Origin of the sequence: Corynebacterium sp. MSK041 (assembly GCF_030232265.1) — a bacterium.
Taxonomy (GTDB): domain Bacteria; phylum Actinomycetota; class Actinomycetes; order Mycobacteriales; family Mycobacteriaceae; genus Corynebacterium.
In genome coordinates this window covers 127,820-154,766 of sequence record NZ_JASPJK010000002.1, presented here as the reverse complement: position 1 = coordinate 154,766, position 26,947 = coordinate 127,820, and the positions used below count along the sequence as shown (strand labels likewise).

Genomic DNA, 26,947 nt, shown 5'->3' with positions numbered 1-26,947 from the left:
CAGGCGGTTTTGTCATTCCTTCCCATAACAATTCCCCCACCCTCCGAACTGATTTCTCAGCTCGGAAAGTGGGGGAGAAGCGCAAAGGCCGAAGTACTACTCGTGCGTCAAAGCTTTTTGTGCTTCCTTGTAGCGTTGACGTGCCAGGCGTGCTTCTTCTTGTGCCTTGGCAATCTTTTCTTCGGCAGCGGCGATTTCTTCCTCGGCAGCAGCGAGAAGTTCCGTGGCCTTTGTAGTTGCCTTGTCGGACTTCTTGCTACCAGCGTCACTCGGAACGAACAGGATGATGGAGGACAGGGCGATCAGCGCCATGATGAGCGTTGCACCCAAGCCGAACATTGCTGCTTCGCGTACAACGGCGTTGTCTTGGCGACCGGAAAACTCGAGTGCGTTGCCCAAAAGGATCGAGTCGGAGGAAGACATGACGGTGTAGATGGTCGTCGGGATAGCGGCGCCAAAAGCTGCACCGAGAGAAGATGCCATCTTGTACACGCCGGAGCCTGCGCCAGCCTGCTCATCTGGAAGTGCGCTCAGTGCTGCATCCGTCGACGGAGTGGCGTAGAAAGCCAGGCCCAGGCCAAACAGGCTGAAGGCGATCACCGACAGGATGAGGTACGTCTGAGTCATCACATTGGTGCCCATGAGCAGAACAATGGAGACGATGACGATCATCGCACCCCACATCATCGGTTTCTTGGCGCCGAACTTCTGCAGCAATTTCTCACCGACGCGGATGAAAGCGATGATGAAGATCGCGTAGCCCAGCGTGTAGTAGCCAGCCTTTGCCGCGTCCATACCGACAGCATCCTGCAAGACCCACAGGGTGACAGGAATAAGGCCAGCCGTTGCGTTGATCATCAGGTTAGAGATCGTGGCACCGGTGAACACCGGGTTCTTGAACAAGGTGAAGTCAACCAGAGGAGCCTCGGCGTGGTTCTCAACGCGGATAATGGCGGTCAGCGAGAGGATGGACACTGCCAACAGCGTCCATGTAATCCAGCTGGTCCAACCAATGTTGGCGCCTTGGGTGACCACCAGCAGCAGTGTCAACACAAAGGTTGCCAGGGTGATGATGCCGGGCACATCTGTCTTCGCACCAGAGTCCTTTGCAGGAGCATCCTCCGGAATCTGTCGCATGAGCAGGATAGAGACCACAGAGATGAGTGCGCTGATGATGAAGATGGAGCGCCATCCAAGGGGTGTGGAAGCCATGAACCCGCCAAAGATAGCAGCCAGGCCAGAGCCACCCCAGGAACCGATCGACCACATGGATACTGCGCGTTGTCGGTCAGTACCCTGCCAGTAGGTCTTCAGCAGTGCCATCGTTGCAGGCATGATGCACGCTGCTGACACGCCTTGCAGGACGCGGCCAATGATGAGCATCGTATTGCCCACGCCGCCGGTGATAGCAAAACCGACGAGGAGGGAACCGATGATGCCCAGGATGTTACCAATATTGGTCATCCGGACACGCCCGATGCGGTCAGCAAAGCCACCAGAAACAACGATGAACATGCCGGAGAACAATGCGGACAGGGAGATGGCGATGTTCATGATGGTAGGAGGTGTGCCGATATCTTGGCCCATCGCCGGACCAATATTCAGTGTTGTCTGAGCAAAAAGCCAGAAGGTGATCACGGCAAGGACAATGCCGAGGAGGGCAGAATCATTACCTTTGAACTCTTTGGCCTTTTGGACTGATTGAAGTGATGTTGACATCATGGAATCCTTACTTGGTCAGCCATGCGGACGTTGCAACAACAACTGCTTCAGCGCCACGATCAAGGGTGGGTTGGAGGTCCGGTGCGAAAGCAGGATTGTGGTTCCCCACGGCTTTGCTCAAGTCAGCGAAGCCACCGAGGCCCCAGTAGGTGTATGGCACACCGAGCGCATCAGGAATGATGGAAAAATCTTCGGAGGCGGGGACGGCATCGAGGTCGCAGGCCTCATCGCCAAAGTAGGCGTCGAATGCCTCGCGCACAGTGCTGGTGGCATCCCCGTCGTTGTCGGTGAGCGGATAGCGGTCGTAGTAAGTGAACTCAGGCTCTTGCGGGCTTCGCGCCGCAACACACTCGGCGCGAACGATGCGTTCGATTGCTTCCTTGAGGTGCTCGCTCACCGCACTGTTGTACGCCCGGGTATTGATGAGCAGTTCCGCGGAATCCGTAATGATGTTGGATTTCGTGCCCGCATGGATCGCTCCCGCGGTCACTACCGCCGTCTCCTTGGCTGCCACCTCGCGCGAGACAATCGTCTGCAGTCGCATCACAATGGTGGAGGCCAGCATCACTGGATCAACACCAAGTTCTGGCATGGAGCCGTGGGAAGCTTTGCCGTGTACGACAACTTTTACCGAGAAAGCCGAGGAGAGCACTGGACCTGGGCGCGTGCCCACGTAACCGCCCGGAAGGCTGGCGAGCACATGCTGGCCGAGATAGACATCCGGGCGGGGCATGACCTCTTTCAGGTTTTCTTCGAGCATGGCGCGGGCACCTTCGGCAGTCTCTTCAGCGGGTTGGAAGACACCGATGAAGGTGCCTGCCCACTGATCTTTATGCGCGTTGAAGGCCTGCAACGCGGTGATCAGCGACATGAGGTGGAAGTCGTGCCCACAAGCGTGAGCAACGGAGACCTCTACGCCAGTCTTCTGATCAACCTGCGTTGCCGTGGAAGCGTAATCCTTGCCTGAGACTTCCTTTACGGGCAGCGCGTCAATATCCGCGCGCATAGCCACGATCGGACCGTCACCGTTCTCGATGGTGGCGAGCACACCGGTTTCACCGATGCGAGTAGTGGATATGCCTGAACCTTCGAGCTCTTGAACAATCCGATCTGCAGTGCCGTGCTCCTGCATAGACAGCTCAGGGTGTTGGTGAAAAAACTTGTACAGTTCTTCGCGGTCGGATTGGGTGGATGGGAGATCCCCCAATATCTTCTTGACAGGCTCTATATTGATGGACGTACTTTCACGGTACGCCCATTCTCAGCTTTAGTGCAGGCTAGATCATGCCTTTAACCTGCCGGTAAAAGAATATTCAGGAAACGTTTCCATAGAATATGAGATTTTTCACAGCTTTAGGGCTTGCTAAAACCGGGTGGATCAGGACTCGCTACTACTCGTGAATGTCAATAACGTGTTCTGGCCCGAATTCGATGAAATCCCCAAGCTTGGCACCGCGCACTAACGCGGGCTGGTTATGCAGTTCACCGACATAGTTTCTGCCTTGCTGGGCTGCAACCTTCGCCCACATGCGTTCACCATTCGGTTGACCCGCTGGAGGATCGTCAAGAAGGAACACGAGCTTCACTAAAACGCCGGTGGCAAGGTTCTCTCGTTTGATCCGGTGAGGGATCTCAAACGTGAAGGGGTTTGCGGCGTGTAGCTGCTCGGCGTTGTCGAGGTGATAGTCAACAGGCGTAGGCATTTCACAGTATTCGTTAGTCATGCGCGCATTCTTTCAGATAGTTAGGACATGCCCCGTTTTTCACATTGGACGACTGACGGCATCTAGGACATATAGGGCATAGAAAACGGGCCCGAAGGGGAGTGGATTCCCTTCGAGCCCGCGAAAGTGCGGCGACTTAGTTGGCCGGTGCTGGCGCTTCCTCAACCGGTGTGGGAGCGTCCTCGGCCGGTGCCGGAGCGTCCTCCGCAGGAGCGCCATCGCCCGGTTCGCCTTCAGCCGGTGCCGGAGCATCCTCAGCAGGCGCGACGGTGGTGGTCACGTTGATGGTGGTGGTGCCCACGATGGTGGTGGACGGCTCCGTCGGGGATTCTTCACCGGAACCTGTGGCCAGAGCCCAGATGAGCCAGCCAAGCAAGGCTAAGGCAATCAGGCCGAGCAGCCACTTCCACCAGCCACCGCCGTTGGCGTCAGTGGTAGTGGGGTTCTCGGCGTAGCCAGCACCTGTGGCGAGTGGAATCGACTCGGTGTGGGACTCCTCCGGCAGAACCTGGTCCTGGATACGTGTCTCGTCGTTTGGATTCTGGTGAGTCATGTGTGGTCTACCTTCCAATAATCTGTTGTAAGTAATCGAATGTCCACGCTAACAAGTTTTTGGGCTACGTGAGGTTTTCTTTTCACTTTGCAGTGAGCTGTGTCGTGGGTGGTTTGCAATGCGTAATGAATCAAAGCAGGTGAGGGAACGTGCCGGGCCAATGTGTTAGGCCACCCTATTTTCAATAGACTTTCAATAAGTGTTGAATTGTCATAAAGTGAGGTCATGAAAGATCACAGTGCGTCCTCTCATGGACACTCTCATCACCACCATGATCACGGTGGGGCGGTTGCCATGGATGCCTCGGTGCGTTCGCTTGTCATCGCGCTGACTATTACCGGTGTTGTTTTCTTCGCGGAGCTTATCGGTGGCTGGTTATCTGGTTCGATGGCGTTGTTGGCAGATGCGATGCACATGCTGTCTGATGCCACGGGGATGATTATCGCCCTCGTTGCTGTGCTCATCGGGCGGAAACAAGTGTCACGTTTTGCCACCTTTGGGTACCGCCGGGCTGAAGTTCTTGCCGCAGCGGTGAATGCTGTGACGGTGGGCGTGGTGTCATTGTGGATCGTCTACGAGGCAGTATCGCGACTTGGGCGTGGCGCAGAGATTGCCAGCCGCACGATGATCATCATTGCCGTTATTGGTTTGATTGCCAATGCGGCATCGGCGCTCGTGCTGCATCGCCAGCGCAAGGACTCCATCAATGTGGAAGGTGCATACCTTCACGTTCTGGTGGACATGGCTGGCTCAGTGGCTGTCATCGTGGCCGGCATTGTTATCGCCACCACCGGCTTCCAGGCGGCGGACGTGATCGCGTCCCTCATCATTGCTGGGATGGTGTTGCCGAGGGCGTGGGAGTTGCTCAAGACGTCGACAAGCATTCTGCTTGAGCGTGTTCCCGAAGGCTTCGACCCCGATGAGGTGGCTAACGAGCTGCTGGCGTTGGACGGCGTGGAGGGGATCCATGATCTTCACCTGTGGTCGATGAGCGGCAATAACGTTCTGTGCACCGTGCACCTGATTACGCGTGCGGATCATGGGATTCTGCTGGACCGTGCGCAAGCGAAGCTCGCAGAGCTGGGGGTTGATCACGCAACCATTCAGATTGAACCGCCAGGACACGTGAACCATGAAGTGGTGTGCGCACCTGAGGAGGCACGGGAAACTCTTTAGACCCAGCTCAAAGTGTTGGTGTCCTCTACAGTTAGGCACATGGGCTTTACAACGCCGAGCTACTCCTTGACCGACTTGTTCGCACGCGCCGAGCGTGGCGAGCTTCAGATTCCTGATTTCCAGCACACCTACTTGTGGGACGTGGACCGTACGCGCTTGCTTATTTCCACGGTTCTGCGTGGTTATCCAGTGGGAACCCTTCTGGCGCTGGATTCACGAAATGTGCCCATGCGGTTCAGCCCGCAGCCACTTCCTGGCGTGCCAGCTACTGATAGTCAGCCAGGTTTGCTCCTGCTCGATGGCCAACAGCGCCTGTCGTCCTTGTACTTGGCTTTCCAGGGTGATGGTCGCGTGGAGGTCTTGGATTTCCGCGGGCGGAGCATTTATCGACGTTTCTTCGTCGACGTGCGCCTCGCTGTGCAATCCGAGCCCATCCCGGAAGAAGCAATTTTTGCTATCGACGATGACGGGGGCATCCGCTCCCACTTCGGGCCTGACATCCCCGGGGGTATCACCTCGCGGGAAACGATGGTGGAGAACTATGTGGTACCGGTGTCCTCCCTGTTGTGGGAGGAAGGCAATGACTTGCTCTTCGACATGGCGGCGAATACGGATGACCCTGTGCTGCGCGAAAGCGTGAAAGAATTTCATCGCCGAGTGCTACGGCCGTTGGCTGCTTATGACATTCCGATGACACGGCTGGACCGGGGCACCTCCCAGATTGGTGTGGGACAGATCTTTGCACAGGCCAATTCGCAGGGCGTGTCGATGGATGTCTTCGAGCTGCTCACTGCCAGCTTTGCCCTTGAGGATCCCACGTTTGTTCTCGCCGAACATTGGGCGCAATGTGAGAAAGAACTACGCAAACATCCGGCGTTAGATGAGATCGACCGCGTGCGGTTCCTGCGTGGCGTCTCACTGTTGGTGTCCAGCATCACCGGTCCGTCGCGCGGTCACCGCGGGGACGTGCTCAACCTGTCTTTGGAGGATTACCTCTGGGCCTCACGCGAACTGGTCGAGGCTTTTGAGCGCACCGCACAGTTCCTGGAAGAGCGGTGCATTTTCAGCGTGGATCAAGTGCCGTATTCGCACCAACTGGTTCCCTTGGCCGTCATCCTTGCGCGCTTGAGCAGGGATTCTGCTGGCGCCAGTTGCGATGCGCAGACCATGACTGACCGCATCAACCAGTGGTTCTGGTGCGGTGTGTTCGGTGAACTTTATGGTGCACATGCGCCGTCAATTCGGGCAGGTATTGACGTAGATCAGGTGACCCCGTGGGCAATGGGCGCCACCGATCAGGTGCCAAAGACGGTGAAGGATGCGCAGTTTGCACAGTCACGCCTACTCACCGCCGGGCCTGATTCGGCGGTGTACCGGGGAATTTATTCACTGCTCATGGCACGGGGTGCACGTGACTGGCGTACCGGCAAGACTTTTGACTCAACAAGCGTGGTTGAGCTGGAACCAGATTTCTATCAGGTTTTCCCGGCCGGCTACTGTCGCGCACAGGGGGTCGATGAACAACTCGCAGATTCGGTGCTCAACCGCACGCCCCTTGGCAAACGCACTGAAAGGGTGATGGAAAGTGGCGCCCCGAAGCGGTATCTGTCGCGGCTGCAATCCAAGGCCATCATGGAAGATTCTGAGTTTGATTCGGTTTTGGCAACGCACGAATTGGAGCCCGAATATCTGCTGACGTCCCATTGGCAAGCATTCTTTGCTGACCGGGCAGAACGCTTCATCGGGATGATTGAATACGCCATGGACAAACCCGTAGTGCGTGACGGTAACGTCAGTGCTTGGAATACAGACAGTGAAGACAGCGAAGACAACGGAGACGAGTGACCAAGGTAATCAACGCATTGGCTAAGACAGCACCGGCAATTGGTGCAGCCATCTGTCTTGCGCTGGGGCTCGTTGCATGCGGGGCTGCTGAAGAGGACGTGACTGGGCAAGACTCGACGGTGACCGCGCCAACAACGACGGTGCATCCACTCCTGCAGCAAGCACGCACAGTGAACCGTTCAAACCATGTCTCTGAACGCTTTGCTCCAACCCCGGTCGTGTTGGATGATCCGTGGGGTTTTGAGGCCTCCAAGATCTTCTTTGACATCTCCGAGGTATTAATCATCAGCGACGGTGACCCGCAATCCCAGCTGCGCGCTGCCTCGCTCGCGGTGGTCGCGCATGCGCCGATGGTGGTGTACTCGAGTGACCATCATGCGGCTGTTGTGCAGGAGATCGAACGTTTAGGTGCGCACACCGTCTTTGCGGTGGGGGATGTGCCGGTGCTCAACTATTCGGAGAAGCTCACGGTGATCCGGGATCCCGGCGGATTGGAAGCCTTAGAGAAAGCGACAGCGCTGCAGTTCAGCGAAAAAATTGTGGATGCGCCTGAGGATGCTGCTGCAGCGGTTGCGGGTCTGGATCCCAATGATCCGGTGTGGCTGAAAAGTGGCTATGGGGGAGAGCAGCACGTAGAAGAAGAGGCAAAGGAAGGCGTTGTCCCGCTTCAATCACGCCAGAATGCTGAGATGGCACCTCACGTGATTGCCCTTGCTTCGAGCCCTCTCGCCGCTATTGCTACTGCACGAGGTTTTGGCGCGGACGTTTATGTAGTGGATAGCCCTGACCCCAGAGCCGATGACCGCGCACTGCTGGTCATGGCAGGACTTGCGGATAAGCCACTCATTGCTCTTGGCCCAGAATTCGGCACAGCTGAGGAGCTTCGCAGCCGGATCAGGGAAGCGGAGGCATCCGCAGATACCCGGAGATTTGCTGGGGTGGAGAAGTTGCCGCAGGTTCTGTGAGGGAGGGGCTTGGGGGACGTCGATAAGCAATCCTGCATGAAATAGAACCCTGAAATAGGGGAATACACGGCAGTGTGAATAAAATAATCGACGCTGCCAGAAGCGAATGCACGTCCGTGTGCACCAACCCACATAGCAGGAGAAGTAAAGACCGTGTCTAAACCCGTTGTCCTCATTGCAGACAAACTCGCCCAGTCCACCGTGGACGCACTTGGAGATGCAGTGGAGGTGCGCTGGGTAGACGGTCCGAACCGCGCTGAGCTCCTCGCTGCTGTGCCCGAGGCAGAGGCATTGCTCGTTCGCTCCGCAACCACTGTTGATGCGGAGGTCCTTGAAGCCGCGCCGAACCTGCGCATCGTTGGGCGTGCCGGTGTGGGCCTAGACAACGTCGACGTAGACACCGCAACCCAGCGTGGCGTCATGGTGGTCAACGCGCCGACCTCCAACATTCACTCCGCATGTGAGCACGCTATTGCTCTGCTTCTGTCCACCGCACGCCAAATTCCGGCTGCGGACAAAACCCTCCGCGATGGGGAATGGAAGCGCTCCTCCTTCAAGGGTGTAGAAATCTTTGGCAAGACCGTGGGCATCGTCGGGTTTGGCCACATCGGTCAGCTCTTTGCGCAGCGTCTTTCCGCTTTTGAAACCACCGTCATCGCGTATGACCCGTATGCCAACCCCGCCCGTGCCGCACAGCTTGGCGTCGAATTGGTTGAGCTGGAAGAGCTTGTTTCCCGCGCTGACTTTGTCACCATTCACCTGCCCAAGACCAAGGAAACGCAGGGAATGTTCAACGCAGAGCTTCTGGCAAAGGCGAAGGAAGGCCAAATCATCATCAACGCCGCCCGCGGTGGCCTGGTAGATGAGCAGGCACTGGCTGATGCCATTGCTAACGGAAAGATCCGCGGTGCCGGCTTTGACGTGTACGCCACCGAGCCGTGCACGGACTCCCCACTGTTCGCACTGAACGAGGTGGTTGTCACCCCGCACCTGGGTGCGTCTACCGCTGAGGCGCAGGACCGCGCAGGCACGGATGTTGCAGATTCCGTGCTTAAGGCGCTCGCCGGCGAGTTCGTCCCGGATGCTGTCAACGTCATCGGCGGTGCTGTAGGCGAAGAGGTCGCCGCATGGCTCGAGCTCGCACGCAAGCTCGGACTCCTCGCAGGCAACCTGCTTGATGACGCCCCGGTGTCCCTCCGCGTCACCGCCCGCGGTGAGCTCTCCACCGAGGACCCCTCCACGCTGGCACTGTCTGCTGTACGTGGTCTGTTCTCCGGTATCGTGGAGGAGCCCGTCACCTTCGTCAACGCCCCGGCTATTGCCAAGGCCCGTGGCCTTGAGATGGAGTCCGGTGTGGCAACTGAGTCCCGTGGCCACCGTTCCACCCTCGAGGTTCAAGTCGTCTCCGCCAATGGTGACACCGCGACCGTTGAGGGTGCGCTGACCAGCCTTGAGCATGTGGAGAAGATCGTGCGCATCAACGGTCGTGGCGTGGACATGCGCGCAGAGGGCCGTAACCTCTTCCTGTCCTACACCGATCAGCCTGGTGCACTGGGCAAGGTGGGCAGCCAACTGGGTGAGCAGGGCATCAACATTGAGGCAGCTGCCCTGACCCAGGCGGTTAAGGGCGACGGCGCCTTCCTCATCCTCCGTGTCGAATCTGAGATCCCGGAAGATCTGGAGCAGTCCATCGCCGACTCCATCCAGGCATCCAGCTTCCAGCTGGTTCTGGACTAAACAGCCATTGCACGTAACAGCTCTTCAGCCACCCTCGACGGGAAGAAAGGTCACACACAATATGAACATCGCAGTGATTGCTGGCGACGGAATCGGCCCCGAGGTGATGGCTGAGGGCCTCAAGGTACTCAATGCTGTGCGCCAGGATGTTGAGTTCACGGAGTACGACTTGGGTGCCCGCCGCTACCTCCGCAATGGCGAGTTGTTGACAGAGGAGGACCTGGCAAGCCTGCGTGAGCACGATGCCATCCTGCTCGGTGCGATTGGTGATCCGGAGCGGGTGCCGGCCGGAGTGCTGGAGCGTGGTCTGCTGTTGCCGTTGCGTTTCAAGCTCGATCACTTTGTTAACCTGCGGCCTTCGAAGCTGTACCCGACGGCAGTAAGTCCGTTGGCAAACCCCGGCAACATCGATTTCGTTGTGGTGCGCGAGGGAACTGAAGGTTTGTACTGCGGTAATGGCGGTACCCTGCGTCAGGGGACCCCGGCTGAGGTCGCATGTGAGGTTTCGCAAAACACGCGCTACGGGGTTGAACGCCTCGTGCGCCATGGTTTTGAAACAGCGATGGCGCGCCGTAAGAAGCTCACGCTCGTGCACAAGACCAATGTGTTGACCAATGCGGGCGCTCTCTGGCAGAACACCGTCAACGACGTTGCTGCGGAGTATCCGGAGGTGGAGGTCGATTACAACCACATCGACGCCGCAACCATCTACTTGGTCACTGACCCGGAGCGCTATGACGTTATCGTGACCGACAACCTCTTCGGCGACATCATCACCGATCTGGCTGGCGCTGTCACCGGTGGCGTCGGCCAGGCCTGCTCGGGCAACATTGACGCATCCCGGACGAATCCGTCCATGTTCGAGCCAGTCCACGGCTCCGCCCCTGACATCGCCGGGCAGGGGATTGCTGATCCCACCGCCATGATCCTGTCTGTGGCCATGATGCTGCGCTGGTTGGGTGATGAGGACAACGCGGTTCGCATCGAAGACGCTGTGGCCCAGGATGTGTCCCAGCGTGGTGATGAGCCAATTGCAACGGAGCGGGTCGGCACAAGGATCGCTGAGGCTCTCAAGTAGGCTTCGGCCCATGCGTGCATCTCACCGCCCAGTCCATGTGGTCCGTACTGTCGCTGCTGCCGCAGTCAGTCTCGCCGTGGGACTGGGCGGTGTTGCGTGTACAACGAAACCTGAATTCGATGTCGAGCGATTGTCAGAGACCGATACTCTGCTTCAGGCAGTGCTCGAAGACGGCTCCACCGTGCTCGGGGATGCCGATGGGACAGGGATCGACGCCTCTAGGGCATTCTTTGAAACCTCTGATGACGTGGTTATTTCGGCGCCGTCCCATGATGCTCAGCTGAAAGCAGCGGGTATCGCTGTGGACCTCGGCGCGCCAATGCTCATCCGCCAACCAGGCTCAAAAGATGCAGTGGAGACTGAGATCTCGCGCCTTGGTGTACAACGCCGAATTCAGGTTTCATCAGAGGATCCTGCAGACGCTTCCGTGGAACTCGAAGAGGATGCTGAGGATGTAGCGCTTATCGACGAAACTCTGCCCATCGAGCCCGGTGAAGGCCACGGCATCGCTCAGATCATCAAACGTGGAGCAGCGGCTACGAAAGAAAGCAATACCCCAGTTCTTGCTACCGAGGCGACCTCCTTGGCAGCAGCAGCGACTGCCACTGCTAAACGCATCCCTGTCACCGTGTTATCCCACCCGGATCCCCGCGTGACCCGGGAATCGATGGATCAGGTGAAAGGCAAGAAAGCCCTCGCCTTAGGCCAAGACTTTGGTTCCTCGGAGTATTTCCGTGGGGCGGTAGACATGGCTGCTAACGGTGAACTGCCAGGCGGCGGTGGTTTGGTCTTCCCAGGCCGTCGGATGGTTGCTTTGTATGGCCACCCGTCTGGTCCAGCATTGGGGCAGATGGGGGAGCAGCCACCGGCCGAAGCGGTTCAGGTGGCGCAGAACTGGGTGGACCAATACCGCGAGCACACCAATGAGACCATCATCCCGGCCTTCGAGGTCATTGCCACCGTGGCAGCGGGCGGGCCCGGGGACGATGGCAACTTCACCAACGAAACAGATCCAGCTGACCTCGTGCCGTACATCGATGCGATTACGGAGGCCGGTGGGTATGCAGTGATTGACTTGCAACCGGGACTGGCCACGTTCAAGGACCAGGCTGTGCTGTATGAGGATCTGTTGAAGCGCCCGAATGTCGGTTTGGCACTGGATCCGGAGTGGAAGCTTCAGCCGGGACAAACCCCAGCCGCACAGGTCGGTTCCGCAGAAGCCGCGGAAATTAATGAGGTGACGCAGTGGCTGGCTGACCTGACACGCAAGCATGATCTGCCCCAGAAGGCCCTCATCGTGCACCAGTTCCAGGTAGCTATGCTGCCGGATCGGCACAACATCAATACAGATCACCCAGAATGGTCGTTCATCCTGCATGCGGATGGACATGGCTCACCGGGCGAAAAGTTTGATACCTGGAACATCCTCCTGGAGAATCTCGATCCGCGATTCTTCGTTGCATGGAAAAACTTCATTGACGAGGACAAGCCGATGTTCACTCCGGAGCAGACCTACACGCAGGTTCAGCCACGCCTGTGGTTTGTTAGCTACCAGTAGATATCTGTTTCATGCTGGAAACCAAAATGGTCAAAGCTGTCATGTGAGAGCAAAGTTTCTGGCACTCTAAGCGCATGACAGTTGAGCTCGATGAGGTGCGTGGCTTTCTCGCGCAGCACGAACCGTTTTCACACCTGCCGGATGAGGCGCTTTCTGCGCTACCGCGACAGATGCAGATCATCTATGTGCGTCGGGGCGAGGTCATCGTGGCCCGTGGGCAGGTCAATGACAACCTGTACATCATCCGGTCTGGTGCTGTTGATGTTCTTGCGGAGGGCGATGCGCTTATCGATCGGCGCGAGTCAGGCCGTAATTTCGGGTACTCCTCGCTCGTGGGTACGCCCGAATCGGATTACACCATGATCGCTGTGGAGGACAGCATTTTGTTGGTCCTGCCACGTGAGGCCTTTGTTTCGTTGATTAGCGATCACCCGGACATCCTTCGCTTCTTCCAATCCCTCTCGCGCCGTGTTGCGGCTTATGCGCAGGAGTTGAACGATCCGGGCAATGCGGACACGCTGCGCACCAACGTGAGCGAAATGATCAAAACGGGCAACTTGGTCACGGTGGAAGCCTCCGCCTCGATCCGAGATGCTGCTGTCCGTATGAGTGAGTCAGATGTGTCTTGCATTGTTGTCACTCCAGTGGAGGACAACGGGGAGATTGGCATTCTCACCGACCGGGACCTGCGCCGCCGCGTAGTGGCTCAAGGCTATTCCACTGATGCGGCGGTAGCAGAAGTGATGACATCTCCGGTGCGCACCATTAGCGCCGAGACATTGCTGTTTGAGGCCATGTTGGTGATGAGCGAGCATGGGTTCCACCACCTGCCCGTGGTCGATGGCTCCGCGACGGAAATCATCGGTGTATTGACCAGCAGCGACGTTATGCATCAGCTCCAATCAGATCCCATCTACTTGGCTGCTGATGTTGCTGGCAGCAGTAGGGAAGAGCTGCGGGATGCCTACAAGCGCGCGGCGGCGGTGGCGGCGAGGTTTGTGGACCGGGGGTCGTCGGCAAGCGATGTGCAACACCTTCTCACGGGCATTGCAGACTCGATCGCGCGGCGTCTTGCTGAGCTGGCCTACGAGGAGTTTGGGCCACCACCTGTGCCTTTCGCCTTCGTGGCTGTGGGCTCACAAGCGCGCCGTGAGATGGGACCGGCCTCGGATCAGGACAATGCACTGGTATTGTCGGATTCTTACAACGAGGCGGAACACGGCGCATACTTCCAGAAGTTCTCCGAGTACATCTGCATGGGGCTGGCTGATGCCGGGCAGGCCTTGTGTCCCGGTGACATGATGGCGTCTACGCCCGAATGGCGTATGACTGAAAGTGAATGGAACAAAACCTTCCACAACTGGATCACCGCCCCCGAATCGGAGGCACTGCTCCACGCGCAGGTGTTCTTTGATTTCCGTTGTCTCTTCGGTGATGAGGAGATGGCGCAACGGGTGCATGACAATGCAGTTGTTTCCGCGCGTGGATCCCGGCGCCTTCACGCTCACTTGGCGGCGCTGGCAACGCGCCGTGAACCACCCATCGGTTTCTTCCGCGGATTCGTTGTCCAGCGTTCCGGGGAGTATGCGGACACCCTTGATGTAAAGAAGGGAGGCACCGCAGCAGTCGTACAGATGGCGCGACTGTACGGCATTTTGTCTGGTTCAACGGTTGTGGGCACACAGGAGCGCATTGAACAAGCAGCGGGAGATAGCATCAGCGCCCGGGGTGCTCAAGATTTACAGCGCGCTTACAACCACATTTCTAATCTGGCATTGCGCCACCAAGCGGAGCAGGTTCGTGCCGGGGAGGCTCCGAACTATCACATTGATCCGTCCAAGATGTCTTCCATCGACCGTGACGCGCTGCGGGACTCCTTCCGCATTATTAAATCCCTGCAGGCGGCGATGGCATCGAAGTTCCCCGTGAGGTCGATCTAGATGTTGTCCGGTCTTTTTGGGCCACAGAAACGCGACGTGGAATCAGGCGCACTGCTCGCCGTGGATGTGGAGACGACGGGGCTGAAACCCGGGGTGCATGAGCTGGTTTCCATTGGATGGGTGCCCGTCAACGATCGGGTGATTGACCTTTCCGGCGCTGGCTACTGTGTGCTTAGTGGTGCCCATGTTGGTGATTCCGCGACCGTGCATGGTGTTACTGATGATGATGTTGCGCGCGATGGCATCCCTTCTGCGGAAGCCCTTCAAAAGTTTCTGAAGGCGATAGAGGGCCGCAAGATCTTGGCGCACTTTGCCCAGATGGAAACCGGTTTTCTTGGAGCGTTGCACAAAAAGGTTCTGGGGAAGACGTGGCGTGTGCACGAGGACGAGGTCGTGGACACCATGACTATGGAACGCCGCCGCATGGAACGCATGGGAACGTATCCACGTGGAGAGGATTTGCGGCTAGCACGTGTGCGTGCCCGCCACGGGCTGCCTGATTACGGCAACCATAATGCGCTGACGGATGCACTAGCGTGCGCTGAGCTTTACCTGGCTTTAACTGCGGGGAAGCCCGAGCGGTAGGGGATCTACATGCACAATATGTAGAGCGCTGAGAACAATGCGTGGGTTAAAGCCACTGTTGTGATCTAGCTCGCGTATGCTCTTTTTCATGCGTTTTGGACGAATTGCCACACCTGAGGGAATGACCTTCGCGGTCATCGATGATGAGGGCACCACTGCTAAGCAGATCAAGGGAACCCCGTTTACGGAGCCGGAGTACACCGGTAAGGAGTGGCCGCTGGATAGCGTGCGCCTACTCGCCCCCATGCTTCCCAGCAAGGTAGTAGCTATTGGTCGCAACTACGCCGACCACGTCGCTGAGGTGTTCAAGCAGTCCGCTGAGCACCTTCCGCCGACCCTCTTCCTCAAACCACCGACCGCGGTCATTGGTCCGGAAGCAGCTATTAAGATCCCAGACTTTGCCACCCGCGTGGAATTTGAAGGCGAGCTGGCACTGGTTATTGGTGTCCCATGCAAGAACGTGAAGGCTGAGGACTGGAAGTCTGTTGTACGTGGTGTGACCATCGTGAACGATGTTTCCTCGCGTGATCTGCAGTTTGCTGATGGTCAGTGGGCGCGTGCGAAGGGCATTGACACTTTCTGTCCTCTCGGTCCTTGGATTGAAACGGATCTGGACAAGTTTGACTTTGATGATTTGCCGATCAAGGCGCACCTGACTCATGACGGTGTTACTGAGACGAAGCAAGATTCAAACTCGAATCAGATGATCTGGAAGATTGGCAAGATCATTGAGTTCATCACCTCGTCCTACACCTTGCTTCCGGGTGATGTGATCTGCACCGGCTCCCCGGCAGGTACCGCCGAGATGATCCCGGGTGATGTCATCGAGGTCGAGATTGATGGGATTGGGTCCCTGCGCAATCCGGTCGAGCGGGCTTAGTGCTTAAAGCCTAAAGCCCCAGCGCTCGCTGGATGGTGAGGAGCTTCGCGGTTGTTTCCGCAAGCTCCTCTTCCGCATCTGAGGAACCAACGAGTCCGCCACCCGCCCAGGCCCGGGCAGCCGTCCCATCCTCGTTGACTTGGGCGCAGCGGATGGATACGACGTACTCGCCATCACCGTCGGATGTTGCCCATCCGACAGCACCGGCATAGAAGGAACGATCCGATTCCGCAGTGGTGATCAGGGTCTCTGCTGCATGCTGCGGGGTTCCACACACAGCTGGGGTGGGGTAGAGCTTAGCTGCGAGCTCCAATGCGGTCGGGGCTGGCTGCTTGAGCACGCCACTGATCGGGGTGGCCAGATGCCACATCTCGTTCGTGGCTTCGAGCTGTGGGCGGTCAGGGATGTTTAGCTCTGTGCAGAGGGGTGCGAGGATGTCCCGGATGTGCTCTACGACGTAGGAGTGTTCCTCGAGGTTCTTCTCTGACTCAGCTAGTTCCTTGGCTGCGGCAGCATCGGCTACGGGGTTGTTCGGGACCCGCGGGGCTGAACCGGCGAGCGGATAGGAGTAGATCTTCAGGTCGTGGCGGCGGATGAGAAGCTCCGGTGAGGATCCAACAATGGTGTGGCCCTTCAAGCCGGCGGGTGAAAGGTCCGCCATGAACCCGTCGCGGGACTGAGATAAATCGATGAGGCGCGCTGCCACTAGGCGCGGGTCTACTGGTGGATCAAACTCAAAATCAACTGCGCGGGCGAGCACAACTTTGTCTAGGACCGACTCCCGAATGGTGTCAATCGCGGCTTCAATGCGGCGAAGGTGTTCGTGCGGTTCTGGATCGAAGCCGCTCACACGCGCGTGCACCACTGAGCCAGGGCCCGTCCGGTAATAGGCGTGAGGCTGTAGGCAGCCGTCCTCCCGGATAATGTGCTCCGGAACCGTGAGTGCTGCTGGTGCCTCTCGGTCGAAGGGGAGTGCGCCGACTACCATTTCAACGTCGCCACGCTCAAGCGCGGCGATTGCGGAGCCAGCATCGGTGAACGTGGTTACCGCGCCTTGGGTACGCACTGAACCTGTGGGCCGGGACAGAGCAAAATCCGGTGCAGAATCAGGTGCGGCTTCAGGGCGGGTGGACATGAGGGACCATCTTAGCGGGTGGATATTCTCGGCTCACCGCTGAACCATGTCGGTTCATGTCCACTGACAGCATGGACTCTGCTGAAGTTGCGTGAGGGGGAGCGCGCTACAGTTGTGGGCATGACTGACACTGCTGCATCTGTACGCGTACGTTTCTGCCCATCACCCACTGGTACTCCGCACGTGGGCATGGTGCGCACGGCACTGTTTAATTGGGCGCAAGCCCGCCACACCGGGGGCACATTGGTGTTCCGTATTGAGGACACTGATGCCAAGCGTGACTCTGAAGAGTCCTACCAGGCCATCATTGATTCGCTGACCTGGCTCGGCATGGAATGGGACGAAGGCGTGGTCAAGGGAGGGCCGCATGAGCCGTACCGGCAGTCCCAGCGCATGGACATTTACAAGGAGATCCTGGACAAGCTGATCGAGGCCGGCGAGGTCTACCCGGCGTACTCCACCGCCGAAGAAGTCAAGGAGCGCCATATTGCTGCCGGCCGCGACCCGCAGCTGGGCTACGACAACTTCGACCGAGACCTCACGGAAGAGCAGGTTGCTGCATTTAAGGCGGAGGGGCGCGAACCGGTGTGGCGTCTGCGTATGCCGGAGAAGGATTGGAAGTGGCACGACCTTGTCCGCGGGGACGTCGAATTTAAGTCCGCCACCCAACCGGATTACGTGGTTGCGCGTTCCAACGGTGCGCCACTGTACACCTTGGTCAACCCCGTCGATGATGCACTCATGGGGATCACCCACGTACTGCGCGGCGAGGACCTATTGTCGTCGACCCCGCGTCAGATCGCGCTCTACGAGGCGCTGCAGCGCATTGACGTGACCGACTTCACTCCGGAGTTCGGTCACCTGCCCTTTGTCATGGGCCAGGGCAACAAGAAGCTGTCCAAGCGCGATCCGGAATCCAACCTGTTCAACCACCGCGATAACGGCATTATCCCGGAAGGCATGATCAACTACTTGGCCCTGCTGGGTTGGTCCTTGTCTGCTGATCAGGACATTTTCACGGTGGATGAGTTCGTCAAGGCTTTCGACGTTTCAGACGTGCTGGCTAACCCCGCTCGCTTCGACCAAAAGAAGCTGGAAGCCATTAATGCGGACCATATTCGCATGCTCGACCCGGAGGATTTCAAGAACCGTCTGCGCGAGTACCTCACCGAGTACACCGACTTCCCGGCTGACTACCCGGCCGACAAGTTCGCCATCGCCGCTGACCTCGTACAGACACGCATCAAGGTGCTTTCCGACGCCTACGGTTTGCTCAAATTCCTTGTCATCCCGGACGCGGACCTCACCCTCGACGAGCGCGCCGCGAAGAAGAACCTCAAGGAAGCGGCCATCGAGCCACTCGACGCTGGCATCGCCGCCCTGGAGGCAGTCGGGGAGTGGACCACGCCCAACATCGAAGCTGCGCTCAACAAGGCGCTTATCGACGATCTCGGCCTCAAACCCCGCGTCGCTTTCGGCGCCCTGCGCGTAGGCGTCACCGGCGCAGCTGTTTCCCCGCCACTATTCGAATCGATGGAACTTCTTGGCCGCGAATCCACGTTGGTCCGCTTGCGGGCTGCACGTGCTGTCACGCCGTACGTGGCGGAAGAACCTACGCAGTAGAAATCACAGCGGGGTAGTTTGCTGCTCTTACTATCCTGCTATTTCTACGGTTTGAGCTGGCGATTTGGTAGTCCAGCACAGGCGTGGTTATAGTATCCAACGTTGTCTTGAACAGCTTAAGAACTTAAGAAGTTCAACAGCAACGATGGCCTATGGTGTAATTGGCAACACTACGGTTTCTGGTACCGTCATTCTAGGTTCGAGTCCTGGTAGGCCAGCTGCAGAAAACTAGCAATAGCGCTCTGCAGGACAAAAGACCTTACGCCCCGTTCGTCTAGCGGCCTAGGACGTCGCCCTCTCACGGCGGTAACACGGGTTCAAATCCCGTACGGGGTACAACGAAGTCCCTCCAGATCTGTTCTCAGGTACGGAGGGACATTTTTCTTCGCGTGGCTGGTGTGTGATCTGCTGCATGTTCTCGGGTCAAGGGTCAAACGCATGAAGCATTATGTTTACCAGCCAGTTTGGAGTTTCGGGTGCGGTCCTTTACTGTAAGCAAGTCGCAAAAAATAGCGAGCGCGCCCCGTTCGTCTAGCGGCCTAGGACGTCGCCCTCTCACGGCGGTAACACGGGTTCAAATCCCGTACGGGGTACAAAGAAGTCCCTCCGGATCTGTTTTCAGGTTCGGAGGGACAATTGTTTTCTGCGGATCAGCCCGCTGCGTGCTACCGGCTTCCGGAAATGTGTAGCACGTCCTGTGGCTTTAATATGTTTCTGTAGTGATTCGAGAAGTGTGTTACGCGGAGCCGACCGTGGGTTCGCAGCCTAGTCCTCTTTTGGCCCGAGCTCGGCTTCGAGCACTTCCTGGGCCACCTTCATAGCGGAGAGGGCAGCGGGTGCGCCACAGTAGCCGGAGGAGTGGATGATGGCTTCGGTGATCTCTTCGCGCGTGAGGCCGTTGGCCAGCCCGCCGCGAACGTGGCCGCGGAGTTCTTCGGTGGCGCGCAGGGCGACGAGCATGCCGATGTTGAGGAGGCTGCGGTCGCGACGACTCAGGCCCGGACGGTTCCATACGGAACCCCAAACAGTGGCGGTGATGTGGTTTTGGAGTGGCTCACCGTCTTTGCCGGCGTTGCGCGCAAGAGCGGCGTCGACGAAGTCATCGCCCATCACGGCACGACGGATCTCAATGCCGGTGTCGTAGCGGCTGTCTTTTTCAGTCATGGTTTTAACCTTCCGCAAGGTGAGTTAGATCTCTGACATAAGTTGGTCGGCAGCCTTGAGTAGCTGCTTACCCCACGTGTTGGCGGGGGAGGGCTTCAGGCGCTCAGCTGGGCCGGAGATGGACAGGACGGCGCACAGACGTCCTGTGGCGTCATGGATAGGGGTGGACACGCTAGATAAACCAACTTCACGCTCATTGACGGATTCTGCCAGACGTGTTTTGCGCACGCGCCCGAGTTCTCCCTCGCTGAAAGGTGCAGTGATGTGCTCATAGGCGGCGAAAACGCGGGCAGCGGAACCGCGGTCGAGCGGAAGCTGGGAGCCAACCGGCACGGTGTTGGTCAATCCGCTGGGTGGCTCCACGGCGGCAACGCAAGTGCGGGTGTTGCCGGTCAGTTCGTAGAGCTGGACGGATTCACCGGTGGTGCGCACCAGTGCGCCCATGATGGGTTTAGCCGCCTCAATGACAGCTGACGGGGCAGACGCAGCGTAGCGGGAGAGAGCCGGTCCGATGGACCAAGCTCCAGCTTCTGTGCGGATGAGGATGTGGTGTACTTCCAGTGCGGTGGCCAGGCGGTGTGTGGTGGCACGAGGCAGGCCGGTGACATCGCTGAGCTGAGACAGTGTCTTATCGCCGCCAGCGACGGCCTCGATGATGCTTACAGAGCGGTCGAGGACCTTGATGCCGGAAGGGCCCTCGAGCGCGTCTGTCTTCTTGTCGGTCTTTCTCACGTAGTGGATCGTAGCAGTCCACTATGTGGGAGGGGCGGGGGAGTGGGGGAGGCGTCGATAAGCTGCATGCAGAGATGTTCTATACTGTCTCACTGAATGGAAATGTACGTCCCATGCGATGGGAAGCTTCAAGGAGGCGACAATGGTTGATAAACCGTTGACACTGGCTGAGAAAGTCTGGCGTGACCACGTGGTCAAGAAGGGTGAGAACGGTGACCCGGATCTGATTTACATTGACTTCCAGCTTCTCCACGAAGTGACTTCGCCGCAGGCTTTTGACGGGCTGCGCATGAACGGCCGTGAGATCCGTCGTCCGGAGCAGCACCTGGCTACCGAGGACCACAACGTGCCCACCGTGGGCATCAAGTCCGGCAACCTGCTGGAGATTGAGGAGCTGACCTCCCGCACGCAGGTGTCCACCCTGCGCAAGAATTGCGAAGAGTTCGGTGTGCGGTTGCACTCCATGGGCGATATTAAACAGGGCATTGTGCACACCGTCGGCCCCCAGTTGGGTATCACTCAGCCTGGCATGACCATTGTGTGTGGTGACTCGCACACGTCCACCCATGGCGCCTTCGGCTCGATCGGTATGGGCATTGGTACTTCCGAGGTGGAGCACGTCATGGCAACGCAGACGCTGCCACTCAAGCCGTTTAAGACGATGGCTATTGAGGTCTCTGGTGAGTTGCAGCCGGGCGTGACGGCGAAGGACTTGATTCTGGCCATCATCGCCAAAATCGGCACCAACGGCGGCGCGGGCCACATCATTGAGTACCGTGGCGAGGCAATTGAGAAGCTCTCTATGGAAGCCCGCATGACCATCTGCAACATGTCCATTGAGGGCGGTGCCCGTGCCGGCATGGTCGCTCCGGATGAGAAGACCTTTGAATATGTCAAGGGCCGTGAGTTCGCGCCGAAGGGCAAGGACTGGGACGACGCAGTGGCGTATTGGAAGACATTGCCCACGGATGAGGGCGCCGAGTTTGACACAGTCGTGGAAATCGATGGCTCCGCGCTGACCCCGTTTGTCACGTGGGGTACGAACCCGGGCCAGGGCCTGCCGTTGGCAGAGACTGTGCCGGACCCAGAGTCCTTCGGTGATGACACTCTCAAGGCCGCGGCTGAGAAGGCCCTCAAGTACATGGACCTTGAGCCGGGTACGCCGTTGCGTGACATCAAGATCGACACGGTCTTCCTGGGGTCGTGCACGAATGCTCGTATTGAAGACCTGCGTGCCGCTGCTGAGATTCTCAAGGGCAAGAAGATCCACCCGGAGACCCGCATGATGGTTGTGCCGTCTTCCGCCATGGTGAAGCAGCAGGCAGAAGAAGAGGGGTTGGACAAGATCTTCATCGAGTTCGGTGCGGATTGGCGTACCGCTGGCTGCTCTATGTGCCTGGGCATGAACCCGGACCAGCTCAAGCCGGGCGAGCGTTCTGCTTCCACATCGAACCGTAACTTCGAAGGCCGTCAAGGCCCTGGTGGCCGCACCCACTTGGTGTCCCCGCTGGTTGCCGCAGCCACCGCTATTACTGGCCACCTGTCAAGCCCCGCTGATCTGTAAGGAGAACAACACCATGGAGAAGTTCACCACCCACACCGGCATTGGCGTGCCACTGACCCGCTCCAACGTGGACACGGACCAGATCATCCCGGCCGTGTACCTGAAGCGTGTGTCACGCACCGGCTTTGAGGATGGGCTGTTTTCTAACTGGCGCCAAGGTGAGCCGGATTTTGTGCTGAACCAGGAGGCGTTCAAGAACGGATCCGTTCTGTTCGCTGGTCCGGATTTTGGTACGGGCTCATCCCGTGAGCACGCCGTTTGGGCGCTCATGGATTACGGCTTCAAGGCTGTGTTCAGCCCCCGCTTCGCGGACATCTTCCGCGGCAACACGTCGAAGGCAGGGCTGTTGGCAGGCCAGATGACGGAGTCCGATATCGAGCTCATTTGGAAGATCCTCGAGCAGAGTCCGGGCACCGAGGTTACTGTGTCCCTAGAGGATCGCACGGTCACCGTGGGGGAAAACACCTTCACGTTTGAGATTGACGACTACATCCGTTGGCGCCTCATGGAAGGCCTGGACGATATTGGTCTGACCATGCGCGATGCGGATGCTATCGAGGATTTTGAGGAGCACCGCCCGGCATACAAGCCGTCGGTGTCCTAGGCACCCGCACTAGCCCTCGCACTACCTAGCGCACGGGCAGCGCGGTGGGCATGTAGTCCGCGCCGATGAGCTGGCCTTCATTAAAGGTCAGCACCCAGACGGAGCCCTTCTTGGACTTGATTTCCCCGTCGATAGGCAAGCGACCGTTTGCTGCCAGCCAGGCGAGCATATTCGGGATGATCAGGCCCTGGCCCACGATGACGCTCGTGCCACCTTCATTGACCACATCCATGAAGGCTTTTTGGGCTTCCACCATGTTGTTGATCCAGGTTTCATCACCAAAGCGGATGTCTACGTCGACGGGCAGCTTCAATTCGTCCGCTAGCGGCGCTGCGGTTGCTTGGCAGCGATCGGGCAGGGCCGAGTAGATCCGGTCCGGCGCGAAAGGTGCCAGCAGCGGAACAAGCATCTCTGATTGGCGGCGCCCCTTCTTGTCCAAAGGACGCAAGTTGTCGTTGCCAGCCCATTTCTTGCGGTCATGGGCGCGAGCGTGGCGGACGTAGAGAATTCGGCTGGTCGAAGGCAGACGGAAACGCTTCTCCGCCTTGGCTAGCACCTGGCGGTCGAGGTCGTAGGACATGATGGCCTTAGCTTCGTCGATAGGCAACCAGCGAATCTCATCGACTTCTTCGTTCGGTTCGAACTCGCCACCGATGACCTTGCCTGTCCAGTAGTACACAACCTTGGTTGAGTTCTTAATCGGGTAAACGGTTTTACCCAGCAGCTTGCCCAGGTTGATGTGATAGCCGGTTTCCTCACGGATTTCGCGCACCGCTGTTGCCACAAGCGACTCGCCCGGATCGACCTTGCCTTTAGCCAGGGACCAATCGTCGTAACGCGGCCGATGAATACAGGCCACTTCAATGCTGTCGAAGTCCTGAATATTGCCTCGCCACAGCACAGCACCTGCGGCGAGTGTGGTCTTTGCAAACTCTTCATGCGGGTTGCGGGGGATTTCTTGGTGGCGTCCTGTGAGGAACATTTCGCCCCGCACGTCTTTGTCATGTTCGTGCAACTTTGAGTTTGGTTGTGACTGCTTGCCCATGAGAACCCATTGTTCCGCATCGCTTGATACTGTGCACGGAAGCCCCCTTGTCTGCGCGTCCTTACACACTGTGACCTACTCTGCTAGATAGTTTGGGGAGGAACGCGTTTTTCAAAAGCGCATGCTTATCGACGAAGGGAAGGGCACGCACATGGTCAAAGTAGCCGTCTTAGGCGCTGGATCTTGGGGCACGGCCTTGGCAAAGGTTTTTGCGGACGCGGGCAATCAAGTGATGTTGTGGGCTCGCCGGCCGGAGCTTGCCCAGGCAATTGCTGAAACCCGCGTGAATGCTGATTACCTTCCTGGGATTAATTTGCCGGCGGGCATCGAGGCCACGTCTGATGCAGTAGCGGCTGTTGATTCCGCACAGATCGTTGTGCCTGCTGTGCCCAGTCAGACGATGCGTGAAAATTTAGCTGAATGGGCGCCTTACTTGCCGTCTGATTCCACGCTGGTGTCCATTTCTAAAGGTATTGAGACGGGCACGTTTAAGCGGATGTCAGAGGTCATCGCGGATGTCACGGGTGTGGCAGAAGACCGTATTGCTGTCCTGTCAGGGCCTAACTTGGCGCGTGAGGTGGCAGAGGAACAACCAGCTGCCACTGTGATTGCGTGCACTGATTTAAATCGCGCAAAACTGATTCAAGCTGCGTGCGCCACGAACTATTTGCGTCCGTACACCAACACCGATGTCGTGGGCTGTGAGATCGGCGGTGCTTGTAAAAACGTTATTGCCTTGGCTTGCGGTATGGCTGCAGGTAAGGGTCTGGGAGAGAACACTCAGGCAACGCTGATCACTCGTGGCCTAGCTGAGATCACGCGCTTGGGTGTGCAATTGGGGGCTGATCAGAAGACCTTCGCTGGCCTGGCCGGAATCGGTGACTTGGTGGCTACGTGCAGTTCAACGCTCTCTCGGAACAGGACATTCGGGCAGCGCTTGGGGCAAGGCATGTCCATGGCGGAGGCGCGGAAGGCCACGAATGGTCAGGTGGCTGAGGGCGTGACTAGTTCCACCAGCGTGCATCAACTCGCTGAGGCAAATGGGGTAGAGATGCCTCTCACAGCCGCGGTTCATGCGGTCTGCCACGGGGACATGAAAGTTGATGAGATGGATGTGGCACTGATGGGTCGATCCAAAAAATCGGAGTAGCACCCAAGTAGTGTGGTGAACCATGATCACACTAGCCGTCGTTTACGGAGGAATGTCGTCTGAGCATTCCATCTCCTGCATTTCCGCAGGCGCCATAATGGCTGAACTGCCACAGGACACCTTCGATATTTTCCCGGTAGGCATCACCCAGGACGGTGTGTGGGTGGAGGGCACAACAGATCCAGTAGGGGATTCCAAGCTGCCGTCTGTTACGCAGGGCCGTGAAATCGCTCTGTCCGTCAACCCGAAACGCCGTGGCGAGTTTTATGACGTGAATACAGGTGAGGTCCTCGCCACCGTCGATGTTGTCTTTCCTGTGCTGCACGGCACTTACGGTGAAGATGGGACGATCCAGGGGCTGTTGGAGATGGCTGGCGTTCCCTATGTGGGCACGGGTGTGCTTTCCTCGGCGTGCTCCATGGACAAGGAGTTCACCAAAGCAATCACTCGTGCTGCTGGTATCCCGGTCACCCGAGAAGTCATCCTCCATGACGGTATGGCGGCAGACTTAATTGGTCAGAAGGAACGGGACTACCTCGGTTTGCCGGTGTTTGTGAAGCCGGCGCGCGGGGGATCGTCGATAGGAATCACCAAAGTCACTGCGTGGGATGATCTCGCGGACGCAGTGCGGATGGCGCAGCTCTATGACACGAAGGTCATCGTCGAGGCTGAGCTCGTCGGCGATGAGGTTGAGGTTGGCGTCATCGAGCTGGCCAGCGGTGAGTTGGTGGCATCACCCCCGGCGAAGCTCAACGGCACTGCTGATTCGGATGAAGGTTTCTACGGCTTTGAAACCAAGTACCTGGACAACGTGGTCACCGCGACGATCCCGGCAGGATATGACGACGAGTTGAACCAGCAGCTCGCCGATCTAGCTATTCAGACGTTCAAGGCTTTGGATTGCCGTGGCCTTGCACGCGTGGACTTCTTTGTCACAGAGGCTGGACCGATGCTCAATGAGGTAAACACCATGCCTGGTTTCACCTCTATTTCGATGTTCCCTCAGGTATTCCAAGCTGCGGGAATGAGCTACAGCGGGCTCCTCAACACACTGATTAGTTCCGCTCTGGAACGGTCGAGGAAATAACACCGGAGATTGTGTTCAGGGCTTCATCCCCGAGGCCAGTCGGCAGCGACAAAGCGATATTTGCTTCACGGCCAAGTGCGTAGAGAGTTGTAGCTAGGCCACCGGAGGTTTCAGGATTGTCGGTGGCCGCTTCATCTTCAAACCACGGAATCTCATTGACTTGCGTGAGCACTGCCCCCGGCGCGTAGCTGTCTGGTTGCTTCACGCCGCAGCGAACAACGATGGGCTCAAGGCCATCGCCCGCCCAGGCCTGCGTGCGGTCCTTGTTTAGGCCTTCAACCCCTCTGACATCAACGGGGGTGTAGCCTTCCGCCACCTCTTCGGGCAACGCGGCGATGAATTCATCACAGGCACGTGCGGAATAATCCTGGGCGTCTTCCAGCGTTGCTAGTGGTGCACGTGCTGGTTCAGGGGCCGTGCCTTCAGCTGCGCCCAGGTTCAGGCCTTCAACTGGGTTGTCGTGACGGCCGAGAGCCGTGTTGTCAGCCGTCACTGCCAACACGGGGGAGCGGTCGACGGTGAACCAGGTAGCCAGGCCAGTGCCTGTGGGATCACCCACCTTCACCCATTTGGCCCCGGCAGCGGTGAACGTGGGGCTGAGTTCTGTGTATTGCAGGGGCATATCCACACCACAGCGCAGCGTGATGCGCTCGGTGGAGGAGGACTGCCACACGGCGGCACCAGCCGGGGCGGGGTCCGCCAGCGGTGTGCGTTGGTGGCCAGCGAGCTTTTCAGGCAGCTGTTCAACCACGGCAGCGCAGTCGGGGGACTCGGCCAGCGGTGCTGGGAGGGGTGAGAGGACAACAGGCTGGTGGGCAGTGCGGTCCAAGACAAATTTGGATCCAGCCAGAACACCGATGACCAGCAGCAGCGCTAGCCCGAGGGTGATGTACACCAATGTGCGGTTCATGGGTGCGCTGGTGGAAGATTCTGTGTGTGTACTCGCCGTGCTCATAACGGCACAGTCTATCTGGTGAGAGGTACAGAACCCATGGCAGCTACCCCGGGCGCGGTGTTGTGGCCTACGGTCGTTTACCCTGTGACCTGATTGTCTTCATTCTCCCCGTCTGATTCCATGCG

23 protein-coding genes and 3 tRNA genes are annotated in these 26,947 nt (G+C 58.2%); 17 read left to right on the top strand and 9 right to left on the bottom strand.

Annotated features, from left to right (window positions below; translation table 11 throughout):
• Window positions 1-96 precede the first annotated feature (96 nt).
• The 4 genes from QP968_RS03065 to QP968_RS03050 form a co-directional block, all read right to left on the bottom strand.
• Window positions 97-1,719 (bottom strand): MFS transporter, encoded by a 1,623-nt coding sequence (locus tag QP968_RS03065; RefSeq protein ID WP_284854959.1) that lies wholly within the window; start codon window positions 1,717-1,719, stop codon window positions 97-99.
• 10 nt (window positions 1,720-1,729) lie between these two features.
• Window positions 1,730-2,956: an amidohydrolase gene (locus QP968_RS03060; RefSeq protein ID WP_284855109.1), complete on the bottom strand. Its 1,227-nt coding sequence runs from the start codon at window positions 2,954-2,956 to the stop codon at window positions 1,730-1,732.
• 157 nt (window positions 2,957-3,113) lie between these two features.
• Complete coding sequence (locus QP968_RS03055) at window positions 3,114-3,446, bottom strand: DUF2314 domain-containing protein (RefSeq protein ID WP_284854958.1); 333 nt, start codon at window positions 3,444-3,446, stop codon at window positions 3,114-3,116.
• Window positions 3,447-3,582: 136 nt separating this feature from the next.
• Entirely contained in the window at window positions 3,583-3,999 is a 417-nt protein-coding gene (locus QP968_RS03050) for a hypothetical protein (RefSeq protein WP_284854957.1), read from the bottom strand.
• Window positions 4,000-4,224: 225 nt separating this feature from the next.
• Here QP968_RS03050 and QP968_RS03045 point away from each other — a divergent pair, with 225 nt between their 5' ends.
• The 9 genes from QP968_RS03045 to QP968_RS03005 all read left to right on the top strand — a co-directional run bounded on the left by QP968_RS03045 (window position 4,225) and on the right by QP968_RS03005 (window position 15,763).
• The gene (locus QP968_RS03045; protein ID WP_502870903.1) at window positions 4,225-5,175 is read left to right on the top strand and encodes a cation diffusion facilitator family transporter; all 951 of its coding nucleotides are present in this window, start codon (window positions 4,225-4,227) and stop codon (window positions 5,173-5,175) included.
• Between the two features lie 39 nt (window positions 5,176-5,214).
• Window positions 5,215-7,020: a DUF262 domain-containing protein gene (locus QP968_RS03040; RefSeq protein WP_284854956.1), complete on the top strand. Its 1,806-nt coding sequence runs from the start codon at window positions 5,215-5,217 to the stop codon at window positions 7,018-7,020.
• Window positions 7,017-7,985, top strand: coding sequence for a hypothetical protein (locus QP968_RS03035; RefSeq protein ID WP_284854955.1), 969 nt, complete (start codon window positions 7,017-7,019; stop codon window positions 7,983-7,985). Before QP968_RS03040 ends, QP968_RS03035 begins: the two co-directional genes overlap by 4 nt.
• 153 nt (window positions 7,986-8,138) lie before the next feature.
• The gene (serA, locus tag QP968_RS03030; RefSeq protein WP_284854954.1) at window positions 8,139-9,722 is read left to right on the top strand and encodes a phosphoglycerate dehydrogenase; all 1,584 of its coding nucleotides are present in this window, start codon (window positions 8,139-8,141) and stop codon (window positions 9,720-9,722) included.
• A gap of 61 nt (window positions 9,723-9,783) precedes the next feature.
• Window positions 9,784-10,800, top strand: coding sequence for a 3-isopropylmalate dehydrogenase (locus QP968_RS03025; RefSeq protein WP_284854953.1), 1,017 nt, complete (start codon window positions 9,784-9,786; stop codon window positions 10,798-10,800).
• Window positions 10,801-10,810: 10 nt separating this feature from the next.
• Complete coding sequence (locus QP968_RS03020) at window positions 10,811-12,358, top strand: cell wall-binding repeat-containing protein (RefSeq protein WP_284854952.1); 1,548 nt, start codon at window positions 10,811-10,813, stop codon at window positions 12,356-12,358.
• 74 nt (window positions 12,359-12,432) lie between these two features.
• On the top strand, window positions 12,433-14,298 hold the full coding sequence (locus QP968_RS03015; protein ID WP_284854951.1) for a DUF294 nucleotidyltransferase-like domain-containing protein: 1,866 nt from the start codon (window positions 12,433-12,435) through the stop codon (window positions 14,296-14,298).
• Window positions 14,299-14,883: a 3'-5' exonuclease gene (locus tag QP968_RS03010; protein ID WP_284854950.1), complete on the top strand. Its 585-nt coding sequence runs from the start codon at window positions 14,299-14,301 to the stop codon at window positions 14,881-14,883. It begins immediately after the preceding gene.
• Window positions 14,884-14,971: 88 nt separating this feature from the next.
• The gene (locus QP968_RS03005) at window positions 14,972-15,763 is read left to right on the top strand and encodes a fumarylacetoacetate hydrolase family protein (protein ID WP_284854949.1); all 792 of its coding nucleotides are present in this window, start codon (window positions 14,972-14,974) and stop codon (window positions 15,761-15,763) included.
• Between the two features lie 10 nt (window positions 15,764-15,773).
• On the opposite strand, the gene QP968_RS03000 is transcribed toward QP968_RS03005, so the two are convergent.
• Entirely contained in the window at window positions 15,774-16,898 is a 1,125-nt protein-coding gene (locus tag QP968_RS03000; protein WP_284854948.1) for an isochorismate synthase, read from the bottom strand.
• 120 nt (window positions 16,899-17,018) lie between these two features.
• Between QP968_RS03000 and gltX the strand changes: the two genes are divergently transcribed.
• The 4 genes from gltX (at window position 17,019) to QP968_RS02980 (ending at window position 19,114) form a co-directional block, all read left to right on the top strand.
• Window positions 17,019-18,521 carry a glutamate--tRNA ligase gene (gene gltX / locus QP968_RS02995; RefSeq protein WP_284854947.1) on the top strand — a complete coding sequence of 501 codons (1,503 nt, stop codon included), beginning with the start codon at window positions 17,019-17,021 and terminating at the stop codon, window positions 18,519-18,521.
• 146 nt (window positions 18,522-18,667) lie between these two features.
• A tRNA-Gln gene (locus tag QP968_RS02990) sits at window positions 18,668-18,739 on the top strand.
• Window positions 18,740-18,784: 45 nt separating this feature from the next.
• A tRNA-Glu gene (locus tag QP968_RS02985) sits at window positions 18,785-18,857 on the top strand.
• A 184-nt stretch (window positions 18,858-19,041) separates the two neighbouring features.
• Window positions 19,042-19,114 (top strand) — tRNA-Glu (locus QP968_RS02980).
• Between the two features lie 172 nt (window positions 19,115-19,286).
• On the opposite strand, the gene QP968_RS02975 is transcribed toward QP968_RS02980, so the two are convergent.
• Both QP968_RS02975 and QP968_RS02970 read right to left on the bottom strand, forming a co-directional pair.
• Window positions 19,287-19,685, bottom strand: coding sequence for a carboxymuconolactone decarboxylase family protein (locus QP968_RS02975; RefSeq protein ID WP_284854946.1), 399 nt, complete (start codon window positions 19,683-19,685; stop codon window positions 19,287-19,289).
• Window positions 19,686-19,709: 24 nt separating this feature from the next.
• A complete protein-coding gene (locus tag QP968_RS02970) occupies window positions 19,710-20,417 on the bottom strand; it encodes an IclR family transcriptional regulator (protein ID WP_284854945.1) in 708 nt (235 codons plus the stop codon).
• A 142-nt stretch (window positions 20,418-20,559) separates the two neighbouring features.
• Here QP968_RS02970 and leuC point away from each other — a divergent pair, with 142 nt between their 5' ends.
• Entirely contained in the window at window positions 20,560-21,981 is a 1,422-nt protein-coding gene (gene leuC, locus QP968_RS02965) for a 3-isopropylmalate dehydratase large subunit (protein ID WP_284854944.1), read from the top strand.
• A 13-nt stretch (window positions 21,982-21,994) separates the two neighbouring features.
• Complete coding sequence (gene leuD / locus QP968_RS02960) at window positions 21,995-22,585, top strand: 3-isopropylmalate dehydratase small subunit (RefSeq protein WP_284854943.1); 591 nt, start codon at window positions 21,995-21,997, stop codon at window positions 22,583-22,585.
• 25 nt (window positions 22,586-22,610) lie between these two features.
• Here the strand turns inward: leuD and QP968_RS02955 are convergent, their stop codons facing one another.
• On the bottom strand, window positions 22,611-23,630 hold the full coding sequence (locus QP968_RS02955) for an NUDIX hydrolase (RefSeq protein ID WP_284854942.1): 1,020 nt from the start codon (window positions 23,628-23,630) through the stop codon (window positions 22,611-22,613).
• 151 nt (window positions 23,631-23,781) lie between these two features.
• Here QP968_RS02955 and QP968_RS02950 point away from each other — a divergent pair, with 151 nt between their 5' ends.
• Both QP968_RS02950 and QP968_RS02945 read left to right on the top strand, forming a co-directional pair.
• The gene (locus QP968_RS02950) at window positions 23,782-24,780 is read left to right on the top strand and encodes an NAD(P)H-dependent glycerol-3-phosphate dehydrogenase (protein WP_284855107.1); all 999 of its coding nucleotides are present in this window, start codon (window positions 23,782-23,784) and stop codon (window positions 24,778-24,780) included.
• 22 nt (window positions 24,781-24,802) lie between these two features.
• Window positions 24,803-25,867: a D-alanine--D-alanine ligase family protein gene (locus QP968_RS02945; RefSeq protein WP_284854941.1), complete on the top strand. Its 1,065-nt coding sequence runs from the start codon at window positions 24,803-24,805 to the stop codon at window positions 25,865-25,867.
• Here the strand turns inward: QP968_RS02945 and QP968_RS02940 are convergent.
• Entirely contained in the window at window positions 25,836-26,822 is a 987-nt protein-coding gene (locus tag QP968_RS02940) for a DUF3515 domain-containing protein (protein ID WP_284854940.1), read from the bottom strand. The two genes, QP968_RS02945 and QP968_RS02940, sit on opposite strands and share 32 nt — an antisense overlap.
• Between the last annotated feature and the right edge of the window lie 125 nt (window positions 26,823-26,947).